This is a genomic window from Stenotrophomonas sp. NPDC077659, assembly GCF_050268705.1.
In the GTDB taxonomy this organism is placed as follows: domain Bacteria; phylum Pseudomonadota; class Gammaproteobacteria; order Xanthomonadales; family Xanthomonadaceae; genus Stenotrophomonas.
In genome coordinates, this window is record NZ_JBNNHG010000117.1 from 1 (window position 1) to 12,409 (window position 12,409).

Sequence of the window (12,409 nt, forward strand, 5' to 3'; positions counted from 1 at the left end):
AGTAGCCGCTGCCGGCCGGGGCCACTTCGCAGTTCGGGAAGGTGCCGCCGCTGGCGATCTTGTCCTCGAACGTGTTGATGAAGCCGGTGACGTTCAGGCCCCAGCGCTGGCCTTCGTAGTACGCGGCCAGCTCGTAGTTGGTGCTGGTTTCCGGCTTCAGGTTGGGCGAGCCCACCAGCGGCAGCACGCCCTGGCCACCAAAGCCGGTGATGCCCGGGAACAGCTGGTCTGGACGCGGGGTCTTGTAGCCGGTGCTGACGCCGCCCTTGAAGGTCCACGCATCGCTGGCGTTCCACACCAGGTAGCCGCGCGGGCTGACATGGCTGCCGAAGATGTTGTGGTCGTCGTAGCGCAGGCCGAAAGTGGCGGTCAGGGTGTCGGTCAGCGACCAGTTGTCCTCGGCGAACAGCGCCCACATGCGGTGCTTCTGCTTGGTGTTGCTGCGGTAGCCGGCGCCGTCCATGCCGAATACGCCGTCGATCATGTCGGTGTCGTTGTACTGCCCGCCGACGGTCAGCGTGTGCGCGCCGAAGTCCAGGTCGAGCATCGTGTCCAGCACGTAGCCTTCCAGTTCCATGGTGCGCAGCGGGCGCGGCAGGAACGCCTGCAGGCGCACCATCTCGTCCGCGTTGAGTGAACCGAGTGCGTTGGTACGGCCGGCGGCGCAGTTGTTGGCCGCGCCGGTGCGCTGGCAGACGTCGTTCCACAGGGTCTGCAGGTCGGCGCGCTCGTCCAGGGTGAGCGGCAGTGAGCGGCCGAGGTTGTTGCTCTTGCTGTGGGTCAGCGAGGTCTGCCAGGTGCCGAAGCTGTAGCGGCCCTGGTGGGTGAGCGACAGCTGGTCGCGCTCGTAGCGCTGGTAAGCGGTGTAGCCCACGCGCGGCTGCACCACGCGGCGGGTGATCGTGCCGCTGCCGTTCGGGTTGGGGATGACCGCGTTGCCGACGCGCCACAGGCTGGCCAGGCTGTCCAGGGTGCCGGTCTGGCCTTCACTGTTGTCGTACTTCTGCCGCGAGACGTCGTAGTCCAGCCACAGATCGTGGTCATCGTTGATGCGGAAATCCAGGCGCAGGCCGGTGTTCCAGTTGGTGTTGGCCACCGACTTGCCGCCGCCACCGAAGCCGATGCTGCGCTCCCACAGCGTGCCATCGGGCAGGGTCAACGCATCCCATTCGGGGTTGGAGGCCTTGGCATCGTAGTAGCTGCCGCGCACGGCGAGGCTGAGGCGATCCTTCAGCAGCGGCCCGCTGAGGTACAGGTCGGTGGTGCGTGCATCGCCGAACTGGTCGTCCTGCTGCACGGTGAAGCCCTGGCTGAGCGAGCCGTGCCAGCTGTCCTGGTTGCGACGGGTAATGATGTTGATGACGCCGCCCATTGCATCGGAGCCGTACAAGGTGGACATCGGGCCGCGCACCACTTCGATGCGCTCGATGGCATCCAGCGGCGGCAGGTACGAGAACTGGCCGCCGCCGAAGTTGTTCGGGTACAGCTGGCCAACATTGCTCTGGCGGCGGCCATCGATCAGCACCAGGGTGTATTCGGACGGCAGGCCGCGCATGGAAATGGTGGCGCGGCCGTTCTTGTCGGTGGCTTCCAGGCCGACGTCGATGCCTTCGACGTCGCGCAGTGCATCGACCAGGCTGGTGTACGGACGCTTGCTCAGTTCTTCGCGGCTGACCACGCTGATGCTGGCCGGCGCGTCGACCACCTTCTGTTCGAAACCGGCGGCGGTGACCACCACCTTGTCCAGGGTCTGCGGGGCGGCGGCCTCGCCACTGGCGAAGGCAGGGCTGGCGAAGGTAGCCAGCACGGCGCTGGCAAGGAGATGGCGGGACAGGGACGAACGGACACGATGGCGCTGGGCCATGGCAGTAACCTCGAAGGATGCAGGGTGGCGCGATGCCGGGCGCGGAACGCGCGGCATGCACAGGGAGCCCCGGTCAGGGGCAGCAGGAATGCAGCAGGGGATGGAGCAGGCAGCGGCGCGCAGGCGCGACCACAGGCGCGGTCACGTGGGGCCGAAGATCAGGCCAGCGGCGGGGCCTGGCCGCGTTGCTGGCGGCGCCCGGGCGCATCGGCCCAGGGCATGTCCGGTGCGGCCAGCGGCCAGTCCGCACGGACCCCGGCGCGGGCCGAGGCGAGGGGAACCAGATCCAGTTCGCTGCGCAGCCACTGGCTGGCCAGCAGCAGTGGCGGAGGCGGTGCCTTGTCGGCCGCCTTGGTTGGCGCGCAGACGCAGCGACGCAGCTTGGCCGGGGCCTCTTCTTCCACCGGCATTTCACCGCCGCGGCCTTCCTGCGGTGGCTGCCATGCCTGGGTTGCGACGCCGGCCGGGTCGTGCGGCAACAGGGGCAAGGTGCCCAGCAGCAACGCCAGCATCGCCACCCACGCCAACAGGCTGGCCAGCGCAGGGCGATGACCGCGCATGGCGGTACCGAACTGCACAAGACGAAGCGGGCGAGGGTGAAACGGGTGACGCAAGGCAGGCAACCCCTGGGTGTGCGCCGGACCATCCGGCGTCAACGGGGCGTGATTGTAATGAGAGCTGTTAGCGGTTGCAAATGAGAATGATTGCCAACGTGTCGCAGCGGCGCGACACGGGCGTCAGACTTCGCTCCAGCGCCGCAGCAGGTTGTGGTACACGCCGGTCAGCTGCAGCACCGCGCCGGCATCGCCGCCGGTCTGCCGCAGGCGTTCGATGGACATGTCCATTTCCCACAGCAGGCGCCGCTGCACATCGTCGCGGACCATGCTCTGTACCCAGAAGAACGAGGCCACGCGTGCGCCGCGGGTGACCGGGTTGACCTGGTGCAGGCTGCTGGACGGGTACACGATCAGATCGCCGGCCGGCAGCTTCACCTCGTGCTCGCCGTAGGTATCGCTGATGACCAGCTCGCCGCCGTCGTACTCCTCCGGCGCGGACAGGAACAGGGTGCAGGAGATGTCCGAGCGCAGCTGTTCGCCGTGGGCCAGATTCATCACCGCACCATCGACGTGGAAGCCGTAGGTGCCGCCGCCGCTGTAGCGGTTGAAGCGCGGCGGCAGGTATTTCAGCGGCAACGCGGCACTGAAGAACTGCGGATGCCGGGCCAGCGCGAGCAGGATGATCTCGCCCAGTTCGCGGCGCAGCGGCGAGGCCTCGGGCAGCTGCTGGTTGTGCTTGGCCTGCGCGCCGAGGTGGCCGACGGTCTCGCGGCCGTCGGTCCAGTCGGCGGCGTCCAGCTGCTGGCGGAAGCGCGCGACCTGTTCGGCGCTGAGGATGTCGGGGAGGTGCAGCAGCATGTGGAGTTCCTCAGTGAGGCGAGGGCGCGACCAGGGCGCGCACCTGCGGATGCGGGGAAGCGGCCAGCTCCGGCACGATATGCGCCATGAACGCCGGGCTGCCGTGGGCCAGCGCCTTTTGCAGCCAGTGCACGGCCTGGTCGACCTGGCCGGCCTGCAGCAGGATGGAAGCGTAGTTGGCCTGACCGCGGAAATCGCCGGCCTCGGCCGCGCGCTGGTACCAGGCCAGGGCGGCCTGTGGATCGCGCTCGATCTCCAGCCCGTCTTCCAGGTGGCGGGCCAGCAGGTTCATCGATTTGGCATGGCCCAGCTGCGCCGCGCGGGTGTACAGCGCCAGTGCCTGCGCACGGTCCTGGCTGACACCGCGGCCGGTGGCCAGCAGGTTGGCCAGGTTGTACAGGCCCCAGTCCAGGCCGGTGTCGGCTGCACGCCGGTACCAGACGGCTGCCAGGGTCGGGTCGGCCATCGTGCCCTGGCCCAGCTCATGGCAGCGGCCCAGCATGTTCATCGCCATCGGCACGCCGTTGTTGGCGGCGGTTTCATACCAGAGCAGGGCCGCATCGGCGTCCTGCGCGGTGCCGCGGCCTTCCATGTGCAGCTGCGCGAGCAGCAGCTGGGCGTCGACCTGGCCGGCCTGTGCGGCCGCATGCACGTGGGCGAACGCGGCCGCCGGGTCGTGCTGCAGCAGTGCGGCCAGGGTATCGCTGTCGATGGGGGCCGGGGGCGCCATGCGTGCAGTATCACCGTAGACAGAAACGGCGGCAGGAGGGCCTGCCGCCGCGTGGTGCGTGGGTTACATCAGAACGAGACGTTCAGTGCGAAGGTGGCCGAGCGACCCGGGGCGATGCTCGCGTAGTGCGAGGCATAGGCCTTGGTGAAGTAGGTCTTGTCGGTCAGGTTCTGCACGTTCAACTGCAGGCTGATGTTGTCCTGGATGGCGTAGCTGGCCATGGCATCGAAGCGGGTGTAGCTGGGGATCCACTTGGTGTTGGCCACGTCGCCATACTGCTTGTCGGAGTAGTTGGCACCGGCGCCGACGGTCAGGCCGAACGGGAAGCGGTAGGTGCTCCACAGAGTAGCGCTGTGCTTGGCGGTGTTGGGGAAGACGTTGCCGTTGTACGGCGACGGGATGTAGATGCCGCTGGGGCAGGTGCGGCCGGACACGGCGCAGACGTAGCCGTTGTCCTTCAGTTCCGAATCCAGGTAGGTGTAGCCACCGTACAGGCTCCAGGCCTCGGTCAGCTGGCCGGTGAAGCCGAGTTCGACACCGTTGATTTCCTTCTTGCCGGCGTTCTGGCTGGTGCCGTTGTCGACGGTGACACGGGCGTTGTTCATCACCGTGTGGAAGACCGCAGCGGTGAGGTTCAGGCGGTTGCCGAACAGATCCCACTTGGTGCCCAGTTCCAGGTTCTTCGTGTCCTGCGGCTTGAGGTCGGCCACGGCCGCGCTCAGGCCATCGGAACCGTCACCACCGTCCATGCCCGGCGGGGTGGAGGAGGTGCCCCAGGACAGGTAGATGCTGCCGTTGGCGGCCGGCTTGAAGACCACGCCGGCCTGGTAGTTCAGGAAGTCGTTGTCATTGCGCACGCGGGTCGGCGCGGCGTTGGCGACCGGGGTCGTGAGGGTGGTGCTGAAATCGTCGTAGCGCAGGCCCAGGTTGACGCTCCACTGCGAGGTCAGTTCGATGGTGTCGAACAGGTAGGCCGAGGTGGTCTTTGTGCGCTGTTCAACGTCCAGCGCCTTGTTGCTGCGGTATACCGCATGGGTCGCCGACCACGGATCGTTCGGGTTCGGGTTGGCGAAGCTGGTGCAGTTGTAACCGGTGGCGGCGCCGGTGGTCGGGCACTTGCTGCTGTTGGTCAGCGGGTTGTTGGTGCCCGGGGTCATCAGGTAGCTGCCGCGGGTCATCTTCTCGTCGCTGTACTCCGCGCCGGCGCTGTAGCTGTGCTTCAGCGCGCCGGTCTGGAAGGCGCCGGTCAGGCTCAGCTGGTCGGCGAAGCTCTTGACGTCCACCGCACGGCTGTTGGTCCGGCGCCACAGCGTGCCGTAATTGTTCGGGTTGCCCTGGCTGTCGTCCGGCTGGGTCCACAGGTAATCGTTGCTGGTGTTGCCCAGGCGCGCGATGTTGCGCAGCTTGTGGCCGCCAAAGTCATAGCTGCCATCAAGCGTGCTGATGTCGGCGCGGGTGCGCTGGAAATCGCGGTCGACCAGACCGTAGTAGTTGTTGCGGTCGGGCACCATCGGGCGGCCGTCCACCCACTTCGATACCGGCGCGCCGTTCGGGTTGCCGTACGGGAAGCCACCGGCATCGGGCAGGTCGTCGCTTTCCATGTGGTAGTGGCTGGCGATCAGCTGCGCCGGGCCGTCCAGGCCGAAGGCGATGGACGGCGCGATGCCCCAGCGGCTGACGTTGGCCGCATCACGGCCGGCGATGTCCGATTCGTGCTTCATCAGGTTAAGGCGGGCAGCCGTGCCTTCGCCCAGCATGTAGTTGGCATCGACGGTGCCGCGCGCGTAGCTGTCGGTACCGATGCCCATGCTGGCGTTGGTTTCGTTCTTCAACTTCGGCGTCTTGCTCACCAGGTTCAGGCTGCCACCGCCGGAATCGCGGCCGCCGTAGGCCGAGCTCGGGCCCTTGACCACTTCCACCTGCTCCAGGTCGAAGATTTCGCGGGTCTGCGAACCGACGTCGCGCAGGCCATCGACAAACATGTTGCTCTGCGAGTCGAAGCCACGGATGAAGGGGCGGTCACCGGTCGGGTTGCCGCCTTCGCCGGCACCAAAGGTGATGCCCGGAACCATGCGCAGCGCATCCTGCAGGTTGGTCGCGCCGGTTTCGGCGATCAGCTTTTCCGATACGATCGACACCGACTTGGGGGTGTCCAGCAGCTCGGCGGTGAACTTCGGCGAGGACGGGTTGAACCAGCTGCCACGCACCTGGATCTTGTCCAGATCGGTGGCTTTGCTGGAGCCGGCATCGTCGGCGGCCTGTGCGGCCAGCGGGGCGAAGCCGGCAGCGAGGGTGGCGGTGGCGAGCAGCGAAACGCGCGGGGCGTGCTTGCGGGAGGTGATGTGGGTCATGGGCTGGGTAGGGGGTAGTGACGATAGTGAATGCGTGCGGGCCGGCGCGCGACCGCACGCGGAGAGACGTTCTGTAGAGCCGAGCCAATGCTCGGCTGCGAGATGGACGGCACAAGGCGCGCGGCAACGGCCGCAGGTCGCCTCAACAGGCGTGAGGTGCGGGGGGCGCGTGGCCCGGGTTGAGTCGCAGTGCCGGGTCAGGCTGCTGCCAGCGCAGGGCATCGGAGGGCCACATCGGTACGTGGGCGACCAGCGGCGGACGCGCCGGGGTCATGGCCGTGCAGTCTCCGCCGGCTTCACCGTCGAACGGCGGTTCGGGCGCGGGGGCAACGTTGTGCGGGCAGCCCTCGCCGGCCGGGGCGGGGAAGGGCAGCACCTGCGAACCCTCGTTCAGCTGGGCCTGCCAGCCGGCCTGGAGACCGAAGCTGGCGTTACTGCGCCCTTCCTGCAGTGCCGACCAGCCCAGCCACAGCGTCAGCAGCGCGGCCACAAGCAGCGGCCACCCCTGGCGGGCGAGCTGGCACAGCGTGGCGGTGGACGCGGGCGAAGCCATGGTGCGGCGGGTGACAAACCGTTACGAATCCGTTGCGCAGGATAACATCAACGATAATGATTCGCATATACGCGCTGGGCGATGGTCTGCGAGCGGCGCGCAGGGGCGCTGGGCGAAGCGGTAGATCCACCCCATGGGTGAATGGCGCGGTATGTGAAGGTGCGGGGTGGCGGGGTGCTGTGGTCGCGTAGAGCGCGTTGCGCGTGGGCCGACCACGGTCGGCATCCACCTGTAGATCCACACCATGGGTGGATTTCCTTGGCTTCAATCGCGGTCGTCGCGGGTCCAGATCGCGTCGTGCTCGCGCTTGGTTGGAAACTTCGGCACTGCCGTGTAGGCCGGGGCGCACAGGGTACGGCCATCGCGCACATCGAAGCGCGCGCCGTGCAGGACGCACTCGATGCTGCCTTCGGCGGTGTTGAACTCGCCCGAGGACAGCTCGAACTCTTCATGCGTGCACTGGTCTTCCAGTGCATACAGCTCGCCATCGAGGTTGAACACCACGATGGGGGTGCCGGTCACTTCATCGAACACGCTCTTCATTTCACCCGGCAGCAGTTCGGCGCCGGCGCAGACGAAGGTCCAGGTATCGCTCATGCCGATGCTCCGGCCAGCGGTTTTTCCAGGATCTCGAAGCGCAGGTCATCGCGCTTGGGGATGCCGAAGCGTTCGTCGCCATAGGGGAACGGCTTCTTGATGCCGGTGCGCAGGTAGCCACGACGCTCGTAGAAGGCGATCAGTTCGTCGCGCACGTCGATCACCGTCATCTGCATGACCGGCACATTCCATTCGCGCGCGGCGTGTGCTTCGGCGGCCTCCATCACCTGCTTGCCGACGCCACCGCCCTGCTGGGCCGGGTCGACCGAGAACATGCCGAAGTAGCCCTTGCCGTCGACATCGGCGACGTGTGCGCAGGCCACCAGGCGGCCCTCGCGTTCGGCCAGCAGGATGGTGGAACGAGGCCGGTCCAGGTCGCCCTGGATGCCTTCGGCGTCGATGCGGGCGCCGTCCAGCAGGTCGGCTTCAGTGGTCCAGCCGACACGGCTGGCGTCGCCACGGTAGGCCGAGGTGACGAGGGCAATGAGGGCGGGGATGTCGGCCGGCGTGGCGGCGCGGAAAGTCAGGGTACTCATGCCGCCATTCTAGGTGGGGTGGCGGCGGCCGCAAAATGGTGCGGGGTCAGAACCCTTTCGCGGTGCGAAAGGGTTCTGACCCCGGCGTTTGACCCCGGTCTGCGGGCTCAGCCCAGCAGCTTGCGCACCTTGGTCAGCGCGGTCATGAACCGCTCGATCTCGGCGTGCGTGTTGTAGAACGCCAGCGAGGCACGGCAGGTGGCGGCCACGCCGTAGTACTGCAGCAGCGGGTGCGCGCAGTGCTGGCCCGAACGCACGGCCACGCCTTCCAGGTCGAGCAGCGTGGCCAGGTCGTGGGCATGCGCGCCGTCGATCAGGAAGGACACCACGGCGGCTTTTTCCGGTGCTTCACCGAGGATGCGCAGGTCATCAACCTTGTGCAGTTCTTCGGTGAAGTGCGCCAGCAGTTCGGCCTCGCGCGCTTCCACGTGCTCCAGGCCCAGGTCCTGCAGGTAATCCACGGCCATGCCCAGGCCGATGAAGCCGGCGATGTTCGGGGTGCCGGCTTCGAACTTGTGCGGGGCCTCGTTGAACACGGTGCCGTCGAAGCTGACTTCCTTGATCATCTCGCCACCACCGAGGAACGGAGGCATTGCGTCGAGATGTTCGCGGCGGGCCCACAGTGCGCCGGTGCCGGTCGGGCCGCACATCTTGTGGCCGGTGAGGGCGTAGAAATCACACCCGATCGAGGCCACGTCCACCTTGCGGTGGGGCACGGCCTGCGAGCCATCGACCACGGTGATGATGCCGCGCTTGCGCGCTTCACGGCAGATATCGCGCACCGGATTGACCGTGCCCAGTACGTTGGACACGTGGGCCACGGCCAGCAGCTTGACCTCGGGGGTCATCGCCGCACGCAGCGCGTCCAGGTCCAGCGCGCCGTCGGGGGTGATCCCGGCCACGCGGATGGTAGCGCCGGTGCGCTGGGCGACCAGCTGCCACGGCACGATGTTGGCATGATGTTCCATGCGCGAGACCAGGATCACGTCACCGGCCTTCAGCCGGGGCAGGGCCCAGGAGTAGGCAACGAGATTGATCGCGAAGGTAGTGCCGCTGCACAGCACCAGTTCGTTGCTGCGCACGTTGAGGAAACGGGCGAGCTTGTTGCGCGCGCCCTCGTAGGCGTCGGTGGCCTCGGTGCCCAGCGCGTGCACGGCACGGCTGACGTTGGCGTTGTAGCGGCGGTAGAACTCGTCCACCGCGCCGATCACCTGCACCGGCTTCTGGCCGGTATTGGCGTTGTCGAAATACACCAGCGGCTTGCCATGCACTTCGCGCATCAGCAGCGGGAAGTCGAGGCGGACGCGGTCCCAGTCCGGCGTGCCGGCCGGGGTTTCGGTCAGGCGCGGGGTGGACAGGTTCATGCCACACCTGCTTCGGCCAGGGCCTTGTCCAGGCGCCGTGCCAGCTGCTCGCGCAGGGCGTCGGGCAGCACCTTCAGCGGCTCGTGGCAGAACGCGGCGCTCAGCAGTGCCTGAGCCTGCGGCTGCGGCAGGCCGCGCGAACGCAGGTAGAACAGCGCATTGGCATCGAGCTGGCCGACGGTGGCACCGTGGGCGGCCTTCACTTCATCGGCGTCGATCACCAGCACCGGCTGGGTGTCGATCTCGGCGTCGGCCGACAGCAGCAGGTTCTTGTTGGACAGGTTCGCGTCGGTGCCATCGGCGCCTTCGCGGATCTGGATGCCACCATGGAACACCACGCGGCTGCGGTTGGCGGCCACGCCGCGCCACAGCAGCTCGCTGCGGGTATCGCGGGCGATGTGGTCGATGCCCAGGCGGGTATCGACGTGGCGGCGGCCATTGCCGAGCAGCACGCCATTGGCGGTCAGCTGGGCGTTGTCACCTTCCATGCGCACGTTCAGTTCGTGGCGGCTGAGTGCGGCGCCCAGTTCCAGGTCGACGCGGTGGTACTGGGCATCGCGTGCCAGCACTGCATCGGTACGCAGGAAGCTGGTCTGGCGCGCGCTGCCGGCCTGCACGCGGGCGTGCTTGAGCACGGCATCGCGGGCGACGTGGGCATGCAGTACGGTGTTGTCCAGGTGCGCCGCGTCGCCCACGCTGAAGCGGTGCTCGACCACGCCGAGGCTGGCGCCGGCACGCAGTTCGATCAGGTGGCGATGGTGCCAGGCCAGGTCGGTCTCGCCGGCCACGCTGGCGAACACCAGCTGCAGCGGCACCTCGACCTGCACGCCTTCGTCCACGCGCAGCACCAGGCCTTCATCGGCCAGCGCGGCATTCAGGCGGGCGAACACTTCGTCGCTGCGCTCGTAGCGGCGGCCGAGGAAACGCGCAGCGTCCCCACCGGCGGCCAGCGCCGAGGACAGCGGTTCCAGCTGCACGCCGGCCGGCAGGCCGTGGGTGTCGCTGAGCGCGTCGCTGAGGCGGCCGTTGACGAACACCAGACGCGGCGCCGGGATGTCGTCCAGCACCGCCGCATCCAGTACCGGCGGCGACAGCGGCGCGGCGGCGAACGTGCGGCGCTCCAGCTGGCGCAGCGAGGTGTACTTCCAGGCTTCGCTGCGGGCGGCCGGCAGGCCGTCGCGCAGAACCGTGTCGAGCACTTCGCGGCGCGCATCGCTGCCGCAGAAGGTCTGGGCCATCGAGTCGAGCAGGGCGCTCATCAGACCGCCGCCTCGCGCACCACGCGATCCTTGAGGAAATCGTAACCGTGCGCTTCCAGTTCCAGCGCCAGTTCCGGTCCGCCCGTCTTGACGATGCGGCCATCGGCCAGCACGTGCACCACGTCCGGCTTGATGTAGTCCAGCAGGCGCTGGTAATGGGTGATGACCAGGAACGAACGGTCGGCCGCACGCAGTGCGTTGACGCCGTCGGCCACGCTCTTCAGCGCGTCGATGTCCAGGCCCGAATCGGTCTCGTCCAGGATCGCCAGCTTCGGCTCCAGCACGGCCAGCTGGAAGATCTCGTTGCGCTTCTTCTCGCCACCGGAGAAGCCTTCGTTGACGCCACGGTGCAGCAGTTCGTCCTTCAGGTGCAGCACGGCGAGCTTCTGTCGCACCAGCTTGAGGAACTGCATGGAATCCAGTTCGTCCTGGCCGCGGGCCTTGCGCTGGGCGTTCAGTGCCGCACGCAGGAAATAGGTGTTGTTCACGCCGGGGATTTCCACCGGGTACTGGAAGGCCAGGAACAGGCCGGCGGCAGCGCGCGCTTCCGGGTCCTGGTCGAGCAGGTTGCTGCCCTCGAACTGCACGCTGCCTTGGGTGACTTCGTAGCCGTCACGGCCGGCCAGCACATTGCCCAGGGTGGACTTGCCGGCGCCGTTGGGGCCCATGATGGCGTGCACCTGGCCGGGCTTCACGTCCAGCGACAGGCCCTTGAGGATTTCCTTGTCGCCGATGCGGGCGTGGAGGTTGTCGATCTTCAGCATGATACGAATCCAGTAGCGCCACGCCACGCGTGGCTGAAATATTCAGACGAAGGCAGCAGGCGGATCAGCCCACCGACCCTTCCAGCGAGACTTCCAGCAGCTTCTTGGCTTCCACGGCGAACTCCATCGGCAGTTCGCGGAACACCTGCTTGCAGAAGCCGTCGACGATCATCGACACCGCGTCTTCCTGGTTGATGCCACGGGCACGGCAGTAGAACAGCTGGTCGTCGGAGATCTTGGAGGTGGTGGCCTCGTGCTCGACGGTCGCGCCCGGGTTCTTCACCTCGATGTAGGGGAAGGTGTGGGCACCGCACTGCTTGCCGATCAGCAGCGAATCGCACTGGGTGTAGTTGCGCGCGCCATCGGCGTTGCGGTCGACCTTTACCAGGCCACGGTAGGTGTTCTGGCCGCGGCCGGCGCTGATGCCCTTGCTGACGATCTTGCTCTTGGTGCGCTTGCCGACATGGATCATCTTGGTGCCGGTGTCGGCCTGCTGGCGGTGGTGGGTCAGCGCCACCGAGTGGAATTCGCCCACTGAATCGTCGCCCAGCAGCACGCAGGACGGGTACTTCCAGGTGATGGCCGAGCCGGTCTCGACCTGGGTCCAGGTGACCTTGCTGCGCGCGCCACGGCATTCGGCGCGCTTGGTGACGAAGTTGTAGATGCCGCCGACGCCGTTCTCGTCGCCCGGGTACCAGTTCTGCACGGTGGAATACTTGATTTCCGCGTCTTCCAGCGCGACCAGCTCGACCACCGCAGCGTGCAGCTGGTTCTCATCGCGCATCGGCGCGGTGCAGCCTTCCAGGTAGGACACGTAGGCCTTGTCCTCGCACACGATGAGGGTGCGCTCGAACTGGCCGGTGTGGCCGGCGTTGATGCGGAAGTAGGTGCTCAGTTCCATCGGGCAGCGCACGCCCTTGGCTTGCCCGTGGTGATCGACTCGTAGCTGCAAAGCTAAGGGCTGGATTTAATCGAC

The 12,409-nt window shown here is 67.2% G+C and carries 11 protein-coding genes and 1 pseudogene; all 12 read right to left on the reverse strand.

Features of this window, described 5'->3' with window-relative positions; genetic code table 11:
• Positions 1-1,864, reverse strand: a 1,864-nt coding sequence (locus tag ACQKDV_RS14795; RefSeq protein ID WP_427784669.1) for a TonB-dependent receptor domain-containing protein, incomplete at its 3' end; no start/stop codon positions are given.
• 158 nt (positions 1,865-2,022) lie between these two features.
• Positions 2,023-2,424, reverse strand: a complete 402-nt coding sequence (locus ACQKDV_RS14800; protein ID WP_427784671.1) for a hypothetical protein — start codon at positions 2,422-2,424, stop codon at positions 2,023-2,025.
• A gap of 177 nt (positions 2,425-2,601) precedes the next feature.
• Positions 2,602-3,279, reverse strand: coding sequence for a Fe2+-dependent dioxygenase (locus ACQKDV_RS14805; protein WP_427784673.1), 678 nt, complete (start codon positions 3,277-3,279; stop codon positions 2,602-2,604).
• Between the two features lie 10 nt (positions 3,280-3,289).
• Entirely contained in the window at positions 3,290-4,009 is a 720-nt protein-coding gene (locus ACQKDV_RS14810; RefSeq protein WP_427784675.1) for a tetratricopeptide repeat protein, read from the reverse strand.
• A gap of 68 nt (positions 4,010-4,077) precedes the next feature.
• Positions 4,078-6,360, reverse strand: coding sequence for a TonB-dependent receptor (locus ACQKDV_RS14815; RefSeq protein WP_427784677.1), 2,283 nt, complete (start codon positions 6,358-6,360; stop codon positions 4,078-4,080).
• A 142-nt stretch (positions 6,361-6,502) separates the two neighbouring features.
• Positions 6,503-6,913 carry a hypothetical protein gene (locus ACQKDV_RS14820; protein WP_427784680.1) on the reverse strand — a complete coding sequence of 137 codons (411 nt, stop codon included), beginning with the start codon at positions 6,911-6,913 and terminating at the stop codon, positions 6,503-6,505.
• A gap of 264 nt (positions 6,914-7,177) precedes the next feature.
• Positions 7,178-7,510 (reverse strand): non-heme iron oxygenase ferredoxin subunit, encoded by a 333-nt coding sequence (locus tag ACQKDV_RS14825; protein ID WP_427784682.1) that lies wholly within the window; start codon positions 7,508-7,510, stop codon positions 7,178-7,180.
• On the reverse strand, positions 7,507-8,046 hold the full coding sequence (locus ACQKDV_RS14830) for a GNAT family N-acetyltransferase (protein WP_427784684.1): 540 nt from the start codon (positions 8,044-8,046) through the stop codon (positions 7,507-7,509). Before ACQKDV_RS14830 ends, ACQKDV_RS14825 begins: the two co-directional genes overlap by 4 nt.
• A gap of 107 nt (positions 8,047-8,153) precedes the next feature.
• Positions 8,154-9,410 carry a cysteine desulfurase gene (locus tag ACQKDV_RS14835; RefSeq protein ID WP_427784686.1) on the reverse strand — a complete coding sequence of 419 codons (1,257 nt, stop codon included), beginning with the start codon at positions 9,408-9,410 and terminating at the stop codon, positions 8,154-8,156.
• Positions 9,407-10,669: a Fe-S cluster assembly protein SufD gene (sufD, locus tag ACQKDV_RS14840; RefSeq protein ID WP_427784687.1), complete on the reverse strand. Its 1,263-nt coding sequence runs from the start codon at positions 10,667-10,669 to the stop codon at positions 9,407-9,409. The genes ACQKDV_RS14835 and sufD overlap by 4 nt, the downstream gene beginning before the upstream one ends.
• Positions 10,669-11,433 carry a Fe-S cluster assembly ATPase SufC gene (sufC, locus tag ACQKDV_RS14845; protein ID WP_427784689.1) on the reverse strand — a complete coding sequence of 255 codons (765 nt, stop codon included), beginning with the start codon at positions 11,431-11,433 and terminating at the stop codon, positions 10,669-10,671. Before sufC ends, sufD begins: the two co-directional genes overlap by 1 nt.
• 64 nt (positions 11,434-11,497) lie before the next feature.
• A pseudogene (gene sufB, locus ACQKDV_RS14850) lies at positions 11,498-12,349 on the reverse strand (Fe-S cluster assembly protein SufB); the annotation flags it as partial.
• Positions 12,350-12,409: the final 60 nt, after the last annotated feature.

What these genes read in the sequence shown, in the direction of transcription:
- ACQKDV_RS14800 (WP_427784671.1), bottom strand. Translation starts at nt 2,424, where the DNA reads ATGCGCGGTCATCGCCCTGCGCTGGCCAGCCTGTTGGCGTGGGTGGCG.
- ACQKDV_RS14805 (WP_427784673.1), bottom strand. Translation starts at nt 3,279, where the DNA reads ATGCTGCTGCACCTCCCCGACATCCTCAGCGCCGAACAGGTCGCGCGC.
- ACQKDV_RS14810 (WP_427784675.1), bottom strand. Translation starts at nt 4,009, where the DNA reads ATGGCGCCCCCGGCCCCCATCGACAGCGATACCCTGGCCGCACTGCTG.
- ACQKDV_RS14815 (WP_427784677.1), bottom strand. Translation starts at nt 6,360, where the DNA reads ATGACCCACATCACCTCCCGCAAGCACGCCCCGCGCGTTTCGCTGCTC.
- ACQKDV_RS14820 (WP_427784680.1), bottom strand. Translation starts at nt 6,913, where the DNA reads ATGGCTTCGCCCGCGTCCACCGCCACGCTGTGCCAGCTCGCCCGCCAG.
- ACQKDV_RS14825 (WP_427784682.1), bottom strand. Translation starts at nt 7,510, where the DNA reads ATGAGCGATACCTGGACCTTCGTCTGCGCCGGCGCCGAACTGCTGCCG.
- ACQKDV_RS14830 (WP_427784684.1), bottom strand. Translation starts at nt 8,046, where the DNA reads ATGAGTACCCTGACTTTCCGCGCCGCCACGCCGGCCGACATCCCCGCC.
- ACQKDV_RS14835 (WP_427784686.1), bottom strand. Translation starts at nt 9,410, where the DNA reads ATGAACCTGTCCACCCCGCGCCTGACCGAAACCCCGGCCGGCACGCCG.
- sufD (WP_427784687.1), bottom strand. Translation starts at nt 10,669, where the DNA reads ATGAGCGCCCTGCTCGACTCGATGGCCCAGACCTTCTGCGGCAGCGAT.
- sufC (WP_427784689.1), bottom strand. Translation starts at nt 11,433, where the DNA reads ATGCTGAAGATCGACAACCTCCACGCCCGCATCGGCGACAAGGAAATC.